Source organism: Synechococcus sp. RS9916, assembly GCF_000153825.1.
Lineage (GTDB): Bacteria > Cyanobacteriota > Cyanobacteriia > PCC-6307 > Cyanobiaceae > Synechococcus_C.
Genome location: NZ_DS022299.1, coordinates 1,193,880 through 1,212,922 on the forward strand (window position 1 = coordinate 1,193,880; position 19,043 = coordinate 1,212,922).

Sequence of the window (19,043 nt, forward strand, 5' to 3'; positions counted from 1 at the left end):
ACGATCGAGCTTACGCAAACGGTGGTGAACCACTGATTTCACACTCCACCGACGCCGGTTTCAGCCCACGGGTGTCAGCCCCGTGACTGAAAACAAGCCATCGTCGTGATCGTGGTCTCCGCCCTGGAAAAGATCTTCAAACGCGAAGGCTTTCATCCCCTCCACAGAGAAATGGGCGTAGTTGAAGCTGCTGCGGGCATTGGGAAGAATGGTCTGACCAGCCTCGGTCATCACCAAGGGCATGTAGATCCTTCCACCATCCAGCTGAAGACTTCCCTTCAGAGTGGAACGATCAACGGCATTCACAATCGGATCATTCGCATTGATGCGCTGCGCCAAGGCCGCACCCAGATAGCCAGAGTCTCCAGGGCGTAGGGCTCCCACAGTCCCCGTCACATCGTCAACGACGTAGAAAAACAGTTGATTGGTGTAAGCCGCATCCCGGCGATAGCTGTAAGAGAGAGTCCAGTTCGTTCCTTCCAGGGCACCATCGGCCCAACGCAGATCCAAGAGCGCACCGACTGCATCCGCATCGAAGCGATCCGTCTTCGCAAAGGGATCAACACTGGTGGTGCCAAGACGCTCCTCAAGCAGGGCAATCCCTGCCTGATCAAGGTCCTCCCACAGAGCAATCCGATGTAAGGACGTGCGTTCGATCGCAGGCGGAAGATATTGCTGATCACCGGAGGATGCCAACACCGTGGTCTCATCAGCCCAAGTCGGCTCGTAATACCGGGCCATCACCTGGAAGTTGTAGGCATCACCCACGTATCCCTCATTGGGAGTGGGCAACCAATTGCTGAGCGCTGTGCGGGGTTGGTTGGCACGCAGTTGCAACACAATCTCGCCGTCGGCATTGGTTTCCAAGTCATCGAGTTGGGCCGACCCCAGCTGGGCAACCGGCTGAATCCAGCCGAAGCGAACCGTGGTCCCGCGGCTGCCAGAGAGGGAGACGGATGTCCCTGGAGACCCCTCGCCGCCGACAGGCACCCCTGCGGTTCCACTGCGACCAAGCCAGTTGTAGTCCGGCGTGTAAGTGTCAGACAGCTTGATCAACAAGCGCCTGTCATCGAGAGGGTCGGTTTTGCTGTCCGACACGTAATACGTCGTGGATGCAGACAATCCACTGGTCCCCACATCCGCACCAGTGACCAGTGCTGTCCCCAGAGCTGTGCCGTCGTTCCAATTGCCGGGCTTGCGAGTACTCAACCAACCATCACCCCTGAGGGTGGCCGAGGCATCAATGCGCGTGAAGTGCTGATTACTGATGGCGTTCTCAATCAGGAACGGTTGGTAGGCATTCCCCGGGTCCGGTTGATAAATCGTGTATGACCAGAAACCATTGGCAGGCGCATACACCGTTTCGCCATCAATCCGAGTCAGTGGCGGCAATGTAATGGTGTAGTTGTAAGTAGAGCGGAGAGTATTGCCTTCGTGATCCTTCTGACTGGTTGGATAAACACCATCATTGGGAATATTGGCAGCCCCGCCATCAATCGCGACACCCGTGCGCACCAACCAGTTTTCCCAGGCATTGGGATAGACGCCAATATTGAGATTGCTGATGTGCCAATAATTCGTGTTCTTATCACCTGAGGCGATCGCATTGGTGGCCTCACTCAAAAGCGCCTGACTGAAGGCATAAGCCTTCTGGAACACCAGGACATCCCGTGCACTCCAGTCCGTGGGCATGCTGAAGCCAGAGCTGAGATCAAGACCGATCGGAGCAAAACGCGCATTCAGCCTGGTGAGCCGTTCATCCGTCAGTGCCGATCCAGGTTGGTAGTCACTCTCAGGGATGTGATCCGTGCCGCCAACCGCCTGCTGCACCTTGTTCTGGTTACCGAGCCAAACCGCACGATCAGGGATGGGGCGATCCACTGCGCTCGTGCGCAGGGATGGGATCGGGTTATCGAGAAGAGACTGGCCGAGCTGTTCAAAGAACACCCGCGCCAAGGTGGGAACAGAACCGTAGCGATCCTCCATGCGCTGATCGCTCTGGCTTTGCGTCACCGGAGCGGTGTAGTCGACGCTGCCCGACTTTTGAAAATCACGAAGGCTGCCGAGCTGAAAGCCACTGCCTTCTTGCGCCGGATTTCCGTTAATAAACCGCCTGGTTTCCTCCAACGCAGCCGCGCTCAGGGTGTTGGTCGCAAAACGCGCCGTCATCCAGGCATAGGGCGTATCCACCTTGATGATCCGCACCGACGTCTCGCCATCCGCGGTCTTGATGGTGGTGGTCCAATCCGCACTGGTGTAGTGGGGACTGGATGGACCGCACAACAGGTAATAGGCGCCATCGTCCCGCTCACGTTCCGTCTGCGTGCGAGGACCAATCGAACCAACGGTGTTGATGTTGCTATCGAGAATCGCCCAGACGTAATAGTGATCCGAGGCATTACTGGGCGTGTGCAGAACCTGCTCCTCGGCAAGGTCCAGCCAACCCGTGACATACAGAACGGAAGAATCGGGAGCCGGTGACGAACTTTTGTTCAACCAGTTCGCCGCATAACTGGGTTTGAAAAGGGTGTTGATCGGCGCCTGAAGTGCTGTGTTCAACACACGCAAGCGGTAGGTCTCCTCGAGCGGATACCCCCAGATCACCGCGTGCAAACAGGCATCAACAAGCTGGAGCTCTTCTGCGGACAGCCCCGACAGCACGGAGGAGCCCAGCAGATCGGAGGCGTGATCGCGAAGTAAGGCGGCTGTATCGAATCCCTGATCGTCAGGGAGCAGGTAGGGGGCGAACCAAGTGGTGAGGTCCATACCACCAACACAGTGTCTGCGACTGTTTAGCCGCTTTCACCACCGGTTTCAGCGAAACGTTGCCGATCAGGCTTCGTTGGGATGGGCAATCACGCGATCGATCAAGCCGTAGTTTTTGGCATCTTCCGCACTGAGGAAATAGTCGCGGTCGGTGTCTTTTTCGATTTTCTCGAAGCTCTGACCGGTCATGTCGGCCATGGAGCGGTTGAGCATCTCTTTGATGCGCAGGATCTCCCGGGCTTCGATCTCAATGTCGCTGGCCTGGCGCTGGGCGGTGCCCCCCAGGGGCTGGTGAATCATGATCCGGCTGTGGGGCAGGGCCAATCGCTTGCCTTTGGTGCCGGCGCCCAACAGAAAGGCTCCCATCGAGGCGGCCAGACCCACGCAGATGGTCACCACGTCGCTCTTGACGTACTGCATGGTGTCGTAGATCGCCAAGCCTGCCGTGACCGAACCCCCTGGGGAGTTGATGTAGAGGTAGATCGGCTTGCTGCTGTCTTCGGAATCGAGATACAGCATCTGGGCCACCAGGCTGTTGGCCACGGCATCATTCACCTCGGAACCGAGGAACAGGATCCGCTCAACGCCCAGACGGGTGTAGATGTCGACCCAGCGCTCCATCTGGCTGCCAGGCAGGCGGTAGGGAACGCTGGGAGTACCGATCGGCATGGGTTCGGTGGGGTGAGAAGGAGGAAACGGTGAACGAAAAGAGGGTGGCGGCGTTCAGCCAGCGAATCAGACGGCCTGGCTGGGCAGATCTTTACGGCTGCTGAGCACGCGGTCAATCAAGCCGTACTCCACGGCTTGCTGGGGGTTGAGATAGCTCATCCGATCGGAATCCTGGGAGAGCTGCTCAACGGTGCGACCTGTATTGGCCGAAAGGATCTCGAGCATGGAGCGCTTGTTCTGAAGCACCTCCTTGGCACGGATCTGAATGTCTGTGGCCTGGCCGCGGGCTCCGCTGCGGGGCTGATGCAGCACGATCGAGGAATGGGGCAATGCAGCCCTCTGCCCTTTGGTGCCTGCGGAAAGGATGACCGCAGCAGTGCCCATCGCCTGACCGATGCAGATGGTGTGCACCGGCGGCTTGATGTAGCTGATGGTGTCGCAGATGGCGAAGGCTTCCGTTTCAAAGCCAATGGCATCACCGGTGTGCCAGCTGGTGCCCGTGGAATTGATATAGAAGTAAATCGGCTTCTCCGGGTTGTCGAACTCCAGATAGAGAAGCTGGGCAATGATCAATTCCGTGACGTCGAGACCAAGCTGACGCTTGGTGTCATCGTCGGAGAACAGGGGCAGGCCGAGATAAACGATCCGCTCCTTGAGCATCAAGGAGGGAAGGTCCGGCGGTGGGGTCCGCAGAACGGTGGAGTCTCCGTAGTAAGGAGCTGAGGTGGTCATCCGAGGCGCATCCCCTGGCGTGGCAGGAGCCTAGCGGGGGTCTGCGCTTGCGCGCCCATCCTTTTGGTTCGGTTTGGACGGTTTCGACTTGTTGTTGCGGATGGCTTTGCCGTTTTTGCCGGCTTTGGTCTGCTTTCCGTCATCCAGACGGGCGAACACCATGCGGCCGGTGGGGGTCTGCAGGGCACCGGTGACCACCACTGGATGGCGGCTGCCAATCAGGGGGCGGGCATCATCGACCACCACCATCGTGCCGTCCTCCAGGTAGCCAACCCCCTGGCTCTCCTCTTTGCCTTCACGCACAATCTTGAGCTTGAGCTCATCACCCGGTTGCACTTCAGGGCGTAGGGCGATCACCAACTCACTCAGGTTCATCACCTTGAGATCCTTCACCTGAGCCACCTGGGCCAGGTTGAAATCAGCGGTCACCAAGGTGCCGCCGGTGTCTTCGGTGAGCTGCAGAAGGCGATCGTCGGTGCCTGCACCGTCGTAGCGGGTGGTGTTGATCACCAATCGCCGGTCGTACTGTTCCCGCAGCTCAGTGAGCAACTTGAGACCGCGACGGCCCTTGCCGCGCTTTTCCAGGTTGGTGGAGTCGGCCAGTTGCTGCATCTCATCGATCACCGTCTGGGCGACGATCACCTTGCCCTCCAGCAAGCCACAGGCGAGCATCCCGCGGATGCGCCCATCAATGATCACGCTGGTGTCGAGAATCTTGGCGGTGGCCGGTGTGAGCACGCCATCGGCCACCAGCAAGGCTTCGGTGGAGGTGGGGTTGAACAGCCGTAGAAGGGTGCGTCCATGCACCTCCGCGAGGTTGTAACCCAGCACCCCGAAGAACACATTGCTGACCACGGCCGCCAGCGGCTTCACCAAAGCCGAGCCACCCGCAAGGGGCAGCAACAGGATCGGGGCCAGCAGCAAATTGGCCACCAGCAGGCCGAGGATCAGACCAACGGCGCGGCTCACCAACAGATCGGTGGGCATGGTGCGCACCTGACGCATCAGCTGCTGGCGCAGCCGTCGAAACACCAGACCAGCTACTCCACCGACCACCGCCCCCCCGGCGGTGAGCCCCCAGCGCACGAGTTCCACATCCGTGCCTTCATCCAGCAGTTCCTGGGGCAGCAGATGAACTCCCATCCATCCAGTGGCGGCACCGGAGATCAGGAACAGAATCAGGATGAGCGGTTCAACCATGGTTCGGCTTTTGGCAGCTCATTCCAGCTGCAGGCAGCATGCACCATCCTCCGACGGATGGCCTGGGCAGATGTCCGCACCGCGCAGCGCCTATGTGCACATTCCCTTCTGCCATCGGCGTTGCTTCTACTGCGATTTCGCCGTTGTCCCCCTGGGGGATCACGCCGGCACCCCATCCGGAACCGGCAGTGGGTCAATCCGCACCTATCTCAGCCAGCTGCACAAGGAAATCGCCCTTGCCCCCAAGGGTCCCCCCCTTGCCACGCTCTACATCGGGGGCGGAACGCCCTCACTGCTGACACCAATCCAGATCCGGGACCTGCTGGAAGCCCTACGCCGCCAATTCGGCTTTCAAGCCGGCGCGGAAATCACCCTGGAAATGGATCCAGCCAGCTTTGACCTCAGCGATCTGCAGGCCTTGATCAAGGCTGGGGTGAACCGGGTCAGCCTGGGGGGCCAAAGCTTCGATGATCGGGTGTTGGAAGGACTCGGTCGTCGCCATCGCCGCGGCGACCTGCAGAAGTGCTGCCGTTGGCTCCGGGACGGCTTACGCGATGGCGCCCTGCGGAGTTGGAGCCTGGACCTGATCCGCAACCTGCCTGAACAAACCCTGGAGGCCTGGAGCGCTCAGCTGGAACTGGCGCTGACCACCGGTGCCCCCCATCTGTCGATCTACGACCTGGCCGTGGAACCCGGCACGGTGTTCGCCTGGCGCCAGCAGCGCGGTGAACTACCTCTGCCCGACGATGACCTGGCGGTGGCGTTGATGACCAGCACCAGTGACCGACTGGGAAGGGCTGGCTTCTGCCGCTACGAGATCTCCAATTACGCCCAGCCCGGGCACGCCTCCCGCCACAACCGCGTGTATTGGAGTGGTGCGGGCTGGTGGGGTTTCGGCATGGGCGCCACCAGTGCCCCCTGGGGAGAGCGACTGGCCCGGCCCCGCACCCGGGAGGGTTATGCCAGCTGGCTCGAGGAGCAGCAGCGGGGGTTGCACCCCTCACTGCAGCACTCCATGGCCGCAGCGTTGCCCCTGGATGACCGGCTGCTGGTGGGGTTACGCCGGCGTGAAGGGGTGCAGCTCCGACAGCAAGCACGGAGCTGTGGGTGGAGTGATGCGTGCTGCGATCAGCACCTGCCCACTCTGGAAGCGCGCTGGCAGGAGGCCCTCAACCGAGGCCTTCTGATCCATGCGTCAGGGCGCTGGAGACTGAGTGACCCTGAAGGCATGGCGCTCAGCAACCAGGTGCTGGTGGAGCTGGTGTGTTGGTGGGAGGAACTGCCGACGGAGCTGCAAGGTGCGGCGCCTGCTGCTGGCTCACCCAACCTTTGAGGGCCTCCACGCAGAGCTGCCGGCCCTGGATCAAGGCAGGGCTAAATGGTGGTTGCTGGGGAGTAAGCCCCAGCAGATCAGCCGTCACGCGCACCTGGCCGTCACAACCGGCACCGGCACCAATCCCGATCACCGGAATCGTCAACTGGGCGCGCAGGTCGGCCGCCAACTCCGCGGGGATGTGCTCCAACACCAGGGCAAAACATCCAGCCGCCTCAAGGTCGAGCGCCTGACGCTTCAGTTTCTCCTGGCTGCGGGGATCCTGGGCCTGGCGGCGGTACCCGAGGCGATGCACCGCCTGGGGGGTGAGGCCGAGATGACCCATCACCGGAATTCCCATGCGCACCAGCCGATCGATCACAGCCACCACCTCCGGCTCGGCCCCTTCCAGCTTGACGGCCGCGGCACCTGAGTCCTTGAGCAGCAAACCCGCCGCGGCCACCGCTCGCTCGGGTCCGCACTGGTAGCTGAGGAACGGCAGATCGGCCACCACAAGGGGCTGGGCATGGAGCGCCCCCTGGAATCCCCGACAAACCGCCTGGGTGTGCGAAAGCATCTGCTCGAGGGTGACCGGCAGGGTGGTGGCATGGCCCAGCACGACCATCGCCAGGGAATCACCCACCAGCACCACGTCGGCCCCCGCCTCCTGCACCAGAGAGGCCGACAGGCTGTCCCAGGCGGTCAACACCGTGATCGCGCGACCGGACTGCTTGAAACGGATCAGTTCAGCAGGGCGCATCCGCCTCTCCAGGCCTGCGGGGGTCCATTGCTAGCATTGCGTCCGACTCGGACCCATGCGGTCCAGACGCCCAAACCTGGTCAGGACCGGAAGGGAGCAGCCACACGGGATGCTCTGGGCAGGCGTGGACTCCGGGTCACCCAATTGAGACGTCAACAGCCAAGTGTTGCGTCAAAAAAAAGCCCGGTCGATGACCGGGCTTTTTTTTGATTGCGGCCACACTCGCTCAGTTATCGCTGGCATCGGCACGCATCTGGCGCTGACGCAGAAACTCAGGGATCCGAGCACCGCTCTCATTGGTCTCGGGAGCCGCGAACGGCAATCCACTCGGCCGGCTGGCGGAGCGGTCCGTGCGATAGGGCTGACCATTTTCAAAGCCGGTGGCAATCACCGTCACGTGGATTTCACCCTCGAGGCGCTCATCCACCACGGCACCAACAATGATGTTGGCCTCCGGATCCACCACGTCGTAGATCACTTCAGAAGCGGTGGTCATGTCCTCCAGGGTCATGTCGCGCCCGCCGCTGATGTTGATCACACAACCCTTGGCTCCATCAATGCGTGCAGCTTCTAGCAAGGGGCTGTTGATCGCGGTCTGCGCCGCCTCAACGGCCCGGGAGCGACCGGAGCCCACACCAATGCCCAGCAGGGCCGTGCCGGCTTCGGTCATCACCGAGCGCACATCGGCGAAGTCAACATTCACCAATCCGGGGCAGGTGATGATGTCACTGATCCCTTTGACCCCCATCCGCAGCACGTCATCGGCACTGCGGAAGGCCTCTTGAAGCGGAGCACCGCCAATGGCATCGCGCAGGCGGTCGTTGGGGATCACAATCAGAGTGTCAACATGCTCTGCCAGACGGGCAATGCCCTCATCGGCCTGACGCATGCGACGGCGTCCTTCAAAACTGAAGGGCTTGGTGACGATGCCCACGGTGAGTGCACCGCTTTCCTTCGCCACCTCAGCCACCACAGGAGCAGCACCAGTTCCGGTGCCACCGCCCATACCTGCGGCAATGAACACGAGATCGGTGCCCTGCAGAGCCTGCTGAAGGTCGGCCCTGGATTCCTCCGCGGCCTTCTGGCCGATGCTGGGATTTCCTCCTGCCCCAAGACCACGAGTGAGGGTCTGACCCAGCTGCACTCGATTGGTCGACGCCGACTGGAGCAGCGCCTGAGCATCAGTGTTGAGAACGCTGTAACCCACACCCTCCAGATCGCTCTGGATCATGCGGTTCACGGCATTACTGCCGCCGCCGCCCACGCCGATCACCTCAATGCGCGCTGACTGACTGGGAAGGATGCCACTGGCCTCAGAAGCCGTTGATTGCTGGGGGGGCATCATCTCCATCGTTGAGGCCTTGCCGTTGAGCTGTGGCTGCATTATGTCGTTGCGGGAGACTTCCGCCGTTCAGTTTGGTCAGCGTTGGCGATTCGACTTGGTTCCGCAACACAGCGTCAGCGTTCGCTTGTTTTTGCAGGAGGGGTTGTGTCCGCCTTGGGTTGAATCGGCATCTGCAATTCAGGTTTGCTGGGATCACTGAGATCGAGGCTGGTGCCGGAGCGACGTCGCAACTCATCGGGAAGACTGCGGCTTAGTTGCCTGAGGGTGATGAGCTGCTGGTCAAGCAGACGGGGGTCCGTGCCCAGTTGCACCAGTCCCAACCCAGCCGTGCGCACACTCAATGATCCGTCCGCAGCGATCTCGATCGTTTGCAATGCACTGCCCAACTGATCCCGCTGCTTCAGCAGGATCTCAAGGGGCTGGCGCTGGGCCGGGGTCCAGCCGATCACCTGAATACCGGTCTCCGGTTCTTCGCCGTGAGCCGCATCGGTGCGGGCCATCCAGTGGCCGCGGCTGTCGACCATGCCCTGCTCCACACCCGTGCTGCCCTGACGACGCGCCGCCGCGACGGGCCGACGATCCTCCAACTGCACAGTCAGCCCTGGAGGCAACAGACGCCGTTGGACCACAGCGGCCTGCACCGGCAGGGTCTTCACCAAGCGGTTTTCCATTTCGCTGGGCTGCAGGCTCAGCAACGACAGGGGAAAGCTCAGCTGCGCCGCCTCAACCACGGCCTCCGTGCCAAGCCGCTCACTGCCGCTCACCTGCACCTGCTCTGTGCTGCGCAACGTCCAGCCCTGGGTGATCAGCAACCAACCCAAAGCCGTGGCCGTGGACCCAAACACGGTGAGCCGCCAGAGCTGGATCATCCGGTCGCGGCGGCGCTCCTGGCGCAAACGACGTCGTCTCTCCACCCCCGGGGGCAAGGTTCCCGTCTTGACGTCGCTGGTTGTGCGGCTCACAGGTCGCAACGGGCAGTGGTCATGAGCTGGTCAATCCAGCCACGGGCGCGATCGGCATCGGAAAAGGGCACATCCATCTGACGCCCTTCACCGATCAGCCGCAAGCGGCAATGGCCCTGAGATTCGCTGGCCAGAGGCGCTTCTCCGGAGGAGAGGGCCATCAGTTCGACCATCTCCAGGGTCTTGATCACAAACTCGCCCTGCTGCTCGAATTTTCCGGCCGAAAATCTGCTCCAGGTGAGCAGACCGTCCTTCACCTGCGCCGCACCACAGCCATCCAGCTTGGCCAGCTCAGCCCCCTCAGACCAGGCACGGAACAAGGTCTGACGGCGGCGTTCCAGCCAACCCAATGCGGCCAGCAGCACAAACACCAGAAGCAGGGGAAACCAGAGCAGTCCGTGAAGCATGGATTGGGCTGAGCGAGCCGGCCAAAGGGCTCCTCATTCTCGCGCGCTCTCCACCAACTGCGCCACCAGTTGCTCGAGCCCAATGCCGCTGGCGTTCCAGAGCATTGGGTACATGCTCAGCGACGTGAAACCCGGCAGCGTGTTGATTTCGTTGATCCAAAGATCACCGGTGCGGTCGTCGTAGAAAAAGTCGACTCTGGCCATGCCCTCCACACAGAGAGCGCGGCAGGACGCGAGGGCCATGGTGCGTACCTGGTCCTGAAGCGACTCCGGAATCGGGGCTGGGATCAACGTGGTGCTCAAACCATCGCTGTATTTGGTGGTGTAGTCGTACCAATCGGCATCAAAACGAATCTCGCCAACGACAGAGGCTTTGAGTTGGCGCTTGCCCAGCACCGCACACTCCAACTCCCGTGCATCAACGCCCTGCTCCACCACGATGCGGGGGTCAAGGGACGCCGCTTCGTCGAGACCGCTGAGCAGTTGGCTGCGATCGCGCGCCTTGGTGATCCCCACCGATGAGCCCAGATTCGCTGGTTTGACAAAACAGGGATAGCCCAGCTCCTGTTCAATGCGCGCCACAACGGCATCGCGGCGCTCAGGCTCCTGAAGATCGGCGGCATTCAGACCGACATAAGGAACCTGGGCCAGACCGGCGGCGGCAAAAGCTGCTTTCATCGCCAGTTTGTCCATGGCCACGGATGAGCCGAGCACGCCGGCACCTACGAAAGGCTTCCCCATCAAAGTGAATAACCCCTGAACGGTGCCGTCTTCTCCATTGGGGCCATGCAGCACCGGGTACCAGACCTCGACGGCATCAGCCCCAGCAGGCAGGTTCAAGAACCCAGGCGATGGCAGCGGCTGGGGGAGATCCTCCGGCGCAGCGGGCTGACCACTGGCGAGCACCGCGCGCGCCACCTCTTCAGCCCACCAGCGCCCCTGGCAGTCGATGTAGAAGGCGGAAACCGAAAAACGCTCGCGATTTTGTCCCTGTTCAAGGGCCGCAATCACCGTGTTAGCGGAGCGGATGGAGACCGCGTGCTCACCGGACGCACCGCCGAAGACAAGGCCGATGCGTACAGGGGATGGAGCCATGAACAAGGAGCCTGCGGCCTGGCGTGAGCGCCAAAGGTATCAGCCGTTCACCGGCGTGCCACTCAAGGAAAAAGAACGCACAGCATCAATGCGGACCTGCACCAGGTCACCGGGCTTGAAGCTGCAGCCGTCCGCCCCTTGGGCACTGAAGAAGGTGAGCCGGTTGGTGCGCGTGCGACCCATCAGCTGGCTGGGGTCTTTGGGATTGATGCCTTCTGCCAAAACTTCTTCGATGCGGCCGTCGTAGCGGGCGTTGCGTTCGCGGGCGCAACGTTCGACCAGCGCATTGATCTCCTGCAGGCGCGCCACCTTCACCTCCTCAGGCAATTGGTTGTCCCAATCGGCGGCAGGGGTGTTCGGGCGTGGGGAGTAGGCCGCCGTGTTCACCTGGTCAAAACCGATCTCCTCAATCAAATCAAGGGTGCGGCGGTACTGGGCATCGGTCTCGCCAGGGAAGGCCACGATCACGTCGGCGCTCAAGGATGCATCGGGCATGCGCTCACGGATGCGATCGATGATCCGGCGGTAGCGCTCCACCGTGTAGCCCCGCGCCATCGAGCGCAGCACATCGTTGTCGCCGCTTTGAAAGGGAATGTGGAAGTGCTCGCACAGCTTGGGCAAATCGGCACAGGCGTCGATCAAGCGCTCCGTGAAGTAGCGCGGATGGCTAGTGGCAAAGCGGATCCGTTCCACCCCATCCACGTCATGCACGAAATGCAGCAGATCGGTCAGGGTGTGCTGGCGGCGTCCCTCGGGGGTGATGCCCGGCAGGTCTCGGCCGTAGGCGTCGATGTTCTGCCCCAGGAGGGTGATCTCCTTGAAGCCCTGAGCAGCGAGGCCTTCCATCTCCAGCTTGATCGCTTCCGGCATCCGCGATTGCTCTTTGCCCCGCACTGAAGGCACCACGCAATAGGTGCAGCGCTCATTGCAGCCGTAGATCACATTCACCCAGGCGCAAATTGCACTGTCGCGGCGGGCTGTGGTGAGGTCTTCGAGGATGTGGTGCTCCTCAGTGGCCACCACCTGCTGGCCGGCTTCCACCTGGGTGAGCAGGGTCTCGAGCCGGTTGGCATGCTGCGGCCCCATCACCAGATCGAGTTCAGGCACCCTGCGCAGCAGCGATTCCCCCTCTTGCTGGGCGACGCAACCAGCCACCACGAGCGTGAGATTGGGATTGCTGCGTTTGCGCTGCGCCTGGCGCCCCAGATAGCTGTAGACCTTTTGCTCTGCGTTGTCGCGGATCGTGCAGGTGTTGTAGAGCACCAGGTCGGCATCGAGCTCTGCAGTGGCCTCGCAGTAGCCCATGGATTCCAGGATCCCGGCCATTCGCTCGGAATCGGCCTTGTTCATCTGGCAACCGAAGGTCGTGATCCAGTAGCTGCCACGGCCAGAGCTGCCGACCGCATCACTGGCGCTGCGATCCGAGGGAGCGGCTTGAGAGGGCGAGGCGGAAACGACCAAAGCTGTCAGGGGTGCGGGAGGCCCGAGAAAGAAGTGCTGTCTTCAGTGTCGGTCACGACGGGCCTATGCCAGTTTGAAGATTGACGTTGCAATGGCATGGCCTGGAGCCTGCGCCGGTTCCCCCTCACCAAGGCGGTGCCCCTGGCCATCAGCCGTGGCACCACGTCAGTGGTGGAGCATCTTGAGCTGCGGCTCGAGCACGATGGCGTGATTGGCCGAGGCGAAGCCGGGGGCCTCGACACCGGTCATCGGCACTTCAGCACCGATGCGATCGAGACGGAACTCCAGACCCTGCTCCCCCACCTGGAGGGACTAAATCCAGCCAACCGACAAGGACTTGAGCCCTTCCTGGCCCCCCTCTCTCCCCCGGCGCGCTGCGCCGTGGACCTGGCCGTCTGGGACTGGCACGGTCGCCGCCAGCAAACACCGATCTGGCAGCTCTGGGGCTTGGATGGCCAACGGCAGGTGGCCACCAGCGTCACCCTCGGACTGGGCTCCGTGGAGCAGGTGCTGACACGGCTTGAGCGCTGGTGGAGCCAACTTCCAGCCCACCGCATCAAGCTCAAACTGGGCAGCCCTGATGGCCTCGACCATGACAGCCAGCTGCTGACCGCGGTGGCGGCAGCCCTTGAGCAGCGTCAACAAACCGAAGGCCAGTCCCTGGAACTTCAGGTGGATGCCAATGGAGGCTGGTCTGTGGATCAGACGCGACGGATGCTGCCGGCCCTCGAGCAACAGGGCGTCGTATTGCTGGAACAACCCTTGGCTGCACAGCAAGATCCCGACCTCGACCTGGCTGGATTTGCGGCCCTTCATGGCGACTGCCCCCTGCCTCTGGTGGCGGATGAAAGCTGTTGGGGCCTGGAGGATCTCCTCCGTCTCGCACCCCACGTGGATGGGGTCAACCTGAAGCTGCTGAAGACAGGGGGCCTAAGCGAGGCCTGGTTAATGGCCGGCGTGGCCCGGCGTCTCGAGCTGGATTTGATGGTGGGCTGTTATTCCGACAGCACCCTGCTCAACGGGGCAGCAGCCCAGTTGCTGCCCTGGATCCGCTGGCCCGACCTCGATAGCCACCTCAACCTGGTGGATGACCCATTCCAAGGGTTGCCGATGGAGGGCGACCGGCAATGGGCTCCACCTGATGCAGGCCTGGGCATCAGCTTGCGGGAGCCCCCCCCATGCTGAGCAGCGACGATCCCGTGGTTCTGCTGCAGCACGGGGGGCTGGATTCGCTCACGGGCAAAACGGGACTGGCCATGCTGCGGCACCGGCGCGGACCGATCGTGGCCGTGATCGACCCTGACCATGCGGGCGGATCCCTCGAAACCATCACCGGCATTCCCAGAGATGTGCCTGTGGTCGCTGATCTCAAGGAAGCCCTGGGACACGGCCCAGAGGTGGCCGTGGTGGGCCTGGCGCCCTCCGGCGGACGCCTGCCGGAACCGCTGCGCCTGGATGCATTGGCCGCACTGAACTCCGGCCTCTCGCTGGCCAGTGGACTGCACACCCGATTGGGAGAGGATCCAGCGTTTGCCGCGGCCTGCCAGCCAGGGCGCTGGATCTGGGATCTGCGCCAAGAACCGTGCGACCTGGTGGTGGCCCAGGGGAGGGCGACGACGCTGCGCTGCCAACGGCTCCTCGCCGTGGGCACCGACATGGCTGTGGGCAAGATGAGCGCCTGCCTGGCCCTGCGCGATGCCGCCATGGGGCAAGGCCTGCCCTGTCGTTTTGTCGGCACAGGCCAGGCTGGAATCCTGATTAGTGGCACTGGCGTTCCCCTGGACGCGGTGCGGGTGGATTACGCCGCAGGCGCTGTGGAAGCCGCCGTCCTTCAGGCCGCCGAAGGCCTGTCCCCTGATGGCTTGGTGGTGGTGGAAGGGCAAGGCTCCCTCTGCCACCCCGGATCCACCGCCACGCTGCCCTTGATGCGCGGCAGCCAGCCCACGGATCTGCTGCTGGTCCACCGCGCCGGACAGACCACGATTGATCGCCTACCGAACGTGCCGCTACCGCCGCTCTCCGAGCTGATCCAGCTTTGCGAAGGTCTGGCAGCCATCGGTCGCCCCGCCTCTGCCGGGCCTGCTCCCCGGGTGCGCGCTATTGCACTCAATACGGCCCGGCTGGACGCCCATGGCGCCCAACGGGCCTTGAGCACAACAGAAGATGAACTGCAGATGCCGTGCGTGGACCCAATCAGACAGGGAGCTGATCGAATTCTGAAAAGTGTGAGATCGAAGCTGTGAAGCTCGATCTGGAGAAAAAGGGCGAGCGAGGGGATTCGAACCCCCGAATAGCGGCGCCACAAGCCGCTGCCTTAACCACTTGGCGACGCCCGCCGCGTCGACCAGAATCTACCAACTCGCCCCCAGCCCCCTGCGATCGGCCTTCCCCATTGCCAGGCATCTGTCGGCTGCCCCGCTGACCATGGGGGTTGCGCTGATGGGCACTGCAGCGGCTCTGGCGATCACAAACCCAACCTTGAAGGACTACCAAACGCATGCCGGCGAGCAGCTGGTGGAGCTGGCCACGGACGAGGTGTGTGGCCAACGCGGTCTTCCAATGCTGATGAGGGTCTGGCTGAAGGATTGCCCGGCAGTGATTGCCAGCCAGCAAACCAGCCTCGCGGCCCTAGCTGGTCAAGTCAGCTCACGCCTCGACCTTGGCCTGCTGAGCGTGTTCACGACGGAAGTGGGCGGTCAGCGTCTGCTGCCTGGGCTGCGACTCCCGCGCTACACCATCACCACCGTTGGGGTGGCCGGCCAGTTCATTACCGTCAACACCCACTCTGATCAGTTCTAGGGAGAGTGAACACATCTGCCGTCAGCCACATTCAGGGCTGGGCTCCCCGCTGCCTGATCGTTCCCGATGGCGTCGACACGCCGACATCGGCGACCGTGCCACCACGGGCCGATGGTCTGACTCCGGTGGAGCTGCGTTGGAAGGACGAGCGACTGATCTCCGTTCGCCTGTTGCAAGACAGCAGCGGTGTGCCAGAGCATCTGCTGCTGCCCCGGCTGGTGGAACCCCACGCCCACCTCGACAAAGCCTTCACCTGGGGGCAAGCCCCCAATCTCGAGGGCACCTACAGCGGTGCTTTGACCGCCAACCTGGCCGAGCATCAGACCCGCACCACCGCCCAGGTGCGAGACAGGGCAGAACGGGCTCTGCAGCAAGCCTTTCGCCATGGCCTGCGAGCCATGCGCAGCCATATCGACAGCCTGGGGCCTGGTGCCGACTGCAGCTGGGAGGCCCTACTGGACGCCCAGAGCAGCTGGAGAGAGCGCATCGCACTTCAGCTGGTGGCCCTGCTGCCGATCGAGCACTGGACCACCACCGCCGGGCAAGCCCTGGCGCAGCAGGTTGCCGCCAGCGGTGGACTGCTCGGTGGCGTGCTGGTTCCCCCATGCCGGGGTCGCAGCCCCCGCCGGGCTTTGACGCACATGCTGAGGCTGGCAGAGCAACTTGGCTGCGGCATTGATCTGCACATCGATGAAGCGCAGACCAGACCTGGCGAAGGACTACTGCAGCTGCTGCATGTGCTCGACCGGAATCCGGTGCAGGTCCCGATCACCTGCAGCCACGCCAGCAGTCTGGCCCTGTTGCCGCCGCGGCGGCTGAAACGCGTGATCGCCCGAATGGCAGCCCACAACCTCCAGGTGGTGGCCCTACCGCTCACCAACGGCTGGCTACTGGGCAGGCAGGCGGGATGCTCCCCGCTGGTGAGACCGCTGGCGCCGATCCTTCAACTGCAGCAGGGGGGCGTACGGGTGGCCGTGGGTGGCGACAACGTGCAGGATCCGTGGTTTCCAGGCGGAAACTTTGATCCGCTGGCCCTGATGAGCCAGAGCCTGCCGCTCGCGCAGCTGGCGCCATGGGACCGTCTGGGTTTGATGCCGTTCACGACAGAAGCTGCTCGAGTGCTGGAGCTTCCCTGGGATGGCACCTTGCAGCGGGGCGCTCCGGCCGATCTCTTGATCCTGAAGGCATCGACCTGGTCCGAGACCTTCAGCCAAACGCCAAGCCGCCAACTCGTGGTGAGGGGTGCTTTCCAGCCAGACTGACTCCAGCACCTTGCATCTGCCATGGAACACGCCCCGAAGGCAGTGCAAACACTGCAGAGCGCTCTTGAAGCGGTTGACGAGCTCGATCTGCTCAGCACAACGGCCGATCTCGATCGCTTCTCCCGCGACGCCTACGACTATTCCCCTGTGCTTGAGGAGCAGTTCGGCTCCTGCCGTGCCCAGCTGGTGGTGCGCCCCCACACCGTCGCCGCGGTGATGGCCGTCGCCAGCGCCTGTGCCCAGGCCTCAGTGCCCCTCACCCTTCGGGGTGCCGGCACAGGCAACTACGGCCAGTGCGTCCCCCTCCAGGGAGGGGTGGTGATGCTGATGGGAGAGCTTCGCGCCGTGCGGGCTTTGGATCCCACGACGGGTGTAGTGGAGGTGGAATGCGGCTGCCTGCTCAAGGATCTGGACCGTGAACTCGCCTCGCAAGGCCGCCAACTGCGACTGATGCCCAGCACCTGGCGCAGCGCCAGCGTGGGTGGTTTCATCGCTGGCGGCTCCGGTGGCATCGGCTCCGTGCGCTGGGGCTTCCTGCGAGATCCCGGGCACCTGCTGGGGCTGGAAATGGTGACCCTGGAGCCCAAACCACGACTGCTCCAATTGGATGCCAGCGACGCCGAAGCCCTGAACCATGCCTACGGCACGAACGGCATCATCACCGCCTTAACCCTGAGCAGCGCTCCCCGGGTCGATTGGCAGGAGGTCTGCGTTGACTGCAGCGACTGGAGGACAGCCGTGACCCTGATGCAGCGCTGTCAGCAGGCTGCTGTCGAGCTGTTCCTCTGCACCCTGCTGGATCAAGCGATTGTGGCAGGCCTGCCCCCATGGAGCGGCCCGGCGACAGCAACCCATCGGCTCCTGCTGCTGGTCAGTCCCGATGGGGTCAGCACCGTGGAACGCCTGGCGTCGACGGTCGGCGGGACCATGCGCTGCCTGGGAGCCGAAACCTCACGGCAAGGCAATGGTCTACGGGAATTGAGCTGGAACCACACCACCCTGCACATGCGCCAGCAGGACTCTGCGTGGACCTATCTGCAAATGTTGCTCCCCCAGCCGGAACAACCTGTTCTGGAGGCCCTTTCCAAGGACTGGGGAGACGACCTGCTGTGGCATCTCGAAGGAGTCCGTCATGCCGGTGCAGCACGCCTGGCGGCCATCCCCCTGGTGCGCTGGCGAAGCCAGGACGCCCTCGAGCGCTTGATCAACCAGTGCCGCTCCCTCGGGGCCGTGATCTTCAATCCCCACGTGATCACCGTCGAGGACGGGGGGCTTGGAATCATCGATGGTGATCAGGTGGCCGCGAAACAGCGCCATGATCCAGGCGGCTTATTGAATCCCGGCAAGCTCAAAGGCTGGACAAGTTGAACGATCCTCAGCAACCCAGGCTGTCGCGGGTGGCCATGCCGGTGATGGGATTCACCCCCTCCGCGTCGCGACACAGCCGCACCACATCATCCCGATCGAGCAGAGCATCGCTGAAATCCGCCCCTTCAATGCTGGCTCCAGCAAAACTGCTGCCGGAGGCAATCACCCCATTTAGAAGAGCATTGGTGAGATTGGTGCCGCTGAAATCTGCTCGATCCATCAAGGAGTCAGAGAGATCTGCATCGCTGAAATCTGCCTCAGCAAAGGCCCCTTGCGTGAAGATCGCCCCGTGCAGATCGGCACCCGAGAAGTCAGCCCCCCGGCCCACAGCCCCGGCGAAGGAGGTGTTGGTCAGCACTTGACCATGAAAGTCGCCATCGCTCTGGTTCGTGAGCGTGTAGTCCACCCGTTCCTGAAACAGAGCGCGGTCCTGCAAACCAACACCCGCTGAAGTGTCCAAGGCCACCACAGGAGCCGCCAGACACCAACTGCCCAACAGCAGAGCGCACACTGCTGAAGCCCACCATGGGGACGCAAGAACAACCTGCGGAGAACGGGACGCCATGGCGACGGAGACTCGACTGCCCTTACTTTGGCGGGCCCTGGGATTGGATGGCGCGGATTAGGAACTGGCCCAAGCGATGAAGGGGCAATTCCCCGGCCTGGCTAATTTTTTCTTGTGAGGAGTTGAACTCCTCTGTGGAGTGGAAACAAGGCAACACGTCCACACGAGTTCACGAAAAGCCCTGCCTTCGGCGGGGCTTTTTTGTTGGCATCAATTCCTCCCGACCCACAAAAAAGGGGCCTAGCGAGGCCCCTCGGGTGGTGTGAGGAGATCAACTTCGTGTGAGGAGAGTTGATCCACCCCAGTGCTAGCGCGGCCGCTCGACCTTTGGGGCAGCATT

General features: G+C 62.6%; 17 protein-coding genes, 1 tRNA gene and 1 other RNA gene. 7 read left to right on the forward strand and 12 right to left on the reverse strand.

The window, feature by feature from the left end:
- Positions 1–60: 60 nt before the first annotated feature.
- From RS9916_RS06415 to RS9916_RS06430, 4 genes are all read right to left on the reverse strand, one after another.
- Positions 61–2,766, reverse strand: a complete 2,706-nt coding sequence (locus RS9916_RS06415; protein WP_007098493.1) for a DUF1214 domain-containing protein — start codon at positions 2,764–2,766, stop codon at positions 61–63.
- Positions 2,767–2,832: 66 nt separating this feature from the next.
- Positions 2,833–3,435, reverse strand: a complete 603-nt coding sequence (locus RS9916_RS06420; protein ID WP_007098494.1) for an ATP-dependent Clp protease proteolytic subunit — start codon at positions 3,433–3,435, stop codon at positions 2,833–2,835.
- A 66-nt stretch (positions 3,436–3,501) separates the two neighbouring features.
- Complete coding sequence (locus RS9916_RS06425) at positions 3,502–4,167, reverse strand: ATP-dependent Clp protease proteolytic subunit (RefSeq protein WP_007098495.1); 666 nt, start codon at positions 4,165–4,167, stop codon at positions 3,502–3,504.
- A 30-nt stretch (positions 4,168–4,197) separates the two neighbouring features.
- Positions 4,198–5,367 carry a PIN/TRAM domain-containing protein gene (locus RS9916_RS06430; RefSeq protein ID WP_007098496.1) on the reverse strand — a complete coding sequence of 390 codons (1,170 nt, stop codon included), beginning with the start codon at positions 5,365–5,367 and terminating at the stop codon, positions 4,198–4,200.
- Between the two features lie 70 nt (positions 5,368–5,437).
- On the opposite strand from RS9916_RS06430, the gene hemW reads away from it, so the two are divergent.
- A complete protein-coding gene (gene hemW / locus RS9916_RS06435) occupies positions 5,438–6,700 on the forward strand; it encodes a radical SAM family heme chaperone HemW (RefSeq protein ID WP_038023398.1) in 1,263 nt (420 codons plus the stop codon).
- On the opposite strand, the gene panB is transcribed toward hemW, so the two are convergent.
- Entirely contained in the window at positions 6,603–7,439 is an 837-nt protein-coding gene (gene panB / locus RS9916_RS13815) for a 3-methyl-2-oxobutanoate hydroxymethyltransferase (protein ID WP_007098498.1), read from the reverse strand. The genes hemW and panB overlap by 98 nt on opposite strands.
- A gap of 44 nt (positions 7,440–7,483) precedes the next feature.
- Here panB and ffs point away from each other — a divergent pair.
- Positions 7,484–7,580: signal recognition particle sRNA small type (gene ffs / locus RS9916_RS13820), an RNA gene on the forward strand.
- Between the two features lie 85 nt (positions 7,581–7,665).
- Here ffs and ftsZ read toward each other — a convergent pair.
- The 5 genes from ftsZ to miaB all read right to left on the reverse strand — a co-directional run bounded on the left by ftsZ (position 7,666) and on the right by miaB (position 12,598).
- Positions 7,666–8,823, reverse strand: a complete 1,158-nt coding sequence (ftsZ, locus tag RS9916_RS06450) for a cell division protein FtsZ (protein ID WP_007098501.1) — start codon at positions 8,821–8,823, stop codon at positions 7,666–7,668.
- A 74-nt stretch (positions 8,824–8,897) separates the two neighbouring features.
- Entirely contained in the window at positions 8,898–9,746 is an 849-nt protein-coding gene (locus RS9916_RS06455) for an FtsQ-type POTRA domain-containing protein (protein ID WP_007098502.1), read from the reverse strand.
- The gene (locus RS9916_RS06460) at positions 9,743–10,153 is read right to left on the reverse strand and encodes a hypothetical protein (RefSeq protein WP_007098503.1); all 411 of its coding nucleotides are present in this window, start codon (positions 10,151–10,153) and stop codon (positions 9,743–9,745) included. Before RS9916_RS06460 ends, RS9916_RS06455 begins: the two co-directional genes overlap by 4 nt.
- Before the next feature lie 33 nt (positions 10,154–10,186).
- A complete protein-coding gene (locus RS9916_RS06465; RefSeq protein WP_007098504.1) occupies positions 10,187–11,248 on the reverse strand; it encodes a D-alanine--D-alanine ligase family protein in 1,062 nt (353 codons plus the stop codon).
- A 39-nt stretch (positions 11,249–11,287) separates the two neighbouring features.
- Positions 11,288–12,598: a tRNA (N6-isopentenyl adenosine(37)-C2)-methylthiotransferase MiaB gene (gene miaB, locus RS9916_RS06470; RefSeq protein WP_232199622.1), complete on the reverse strand. Its 1,311-nt coding sequence runs from the start codon at positions 12,596–12,598 to the stop codon at positions 11,288–11,290.
- 207 nt (positions 12,599–12,805) lie between these two features.
- Here miaB and RS9916_RS06475 point away from each other — a divergent pair, with 207 nt between their 5' ends.
- Together RS9916_RS06475 and RS9916_RS06480 are read left to right on the forward strand one after the other, a co-directional pair.
- Positions 12,806–13,894, forward strand: coding sequence for a dipeptide epimerase (locus RS9916_RS06475; RefSeq protein WP_007098506.1), 1,089 nt, complete (start codon positions 12,806–12,808; stop codon positions 13,892–13,894).
- The gene (locus tag RS9916_RS06480) at positions 13,888–14,952 is read left to right on the forward strand and encodes a DUF1611 domain-containing protein (RefSeq protein WP_007098507.1); all 1,065 of its coding nucleotides are present in this window, start codon (positions 13,888–13,890) and stop codon (positions 14,950–14,952) included. The genes RS9916_RS06475 and RS9916_RS06480 overlap by 7 nt, the downstream gene beginning before the upstream one ends.
- A 20-nt stretch (positions 14,953–14,972) precedes the next feature.
- Here RS9916_RS06480 and RS9916_RS06485 read toward each other — a convergent pair.
- Positions 14,973–15,045: transfer RNA gene (locus RS9916_RS06485), tRNA-His, on the reverse strand.
- 88 nt (positions 15,046–15,133) lie between these two features.
- Here RS9916_RS06485 and RS9916_RS13825 point away from each other — a divergent pair.
- The 3 genes from RS9916_RS13825 to RS9916_RS06500 are packed head-to-tail and all read left to right on the forward strand — an operon-like array spanning position 15,134 to position 18,138.
- Entirely contained in the window at positions 15,134–15,508 is a 375-nt protein-coding gene (locus tag RS9916_RS13825; protein WP_038024289.1) for a DUF4359 domain-containing protein, read from the forward strand.
- A gap of 5 nt (positions 15,509–15,513) precedes the next feature.
- A complete protein-coding gene (locus RS9916_RS06495) occupies positions 15,514–16,770 on the forward strand; it encodes an amidohydrolase family protein (protein WP_007098509.1) in 1,257 nt (418 codons plus the stop codon).
- A 21-nt stretch (positions 16,771–16,791) separates the two neighbouring features.
- Complete coding sequence (locus RS9916_RS06500; RefSeq protein ID WP_007098510.1) at positions 16,792–18,138, forward strand: FAD-binding oxidoreductase; 1,347 nt, start codon at positions 16,792–16,794, stop codon at positions 18,136–18,138.
- A gap of 7 nt (positions 18,139–18,145) precedes the next feature.
- Here RS9916_RS06500 and RS9916_RS06505 read toward each other — a convergent pair whose 3' ends face one another.
- Entirely contained in the window at positions 18,146–18,703 is a 558-nt protein-coding gene (locus tag RS9916_RS06505; RefSeq protein ID WP_038023401.1) for a pentapeptide repeat-containing protein, read from the reverse strand.
- Positions 18,704–19,043 lie beyond the last annotated feature (340 nt).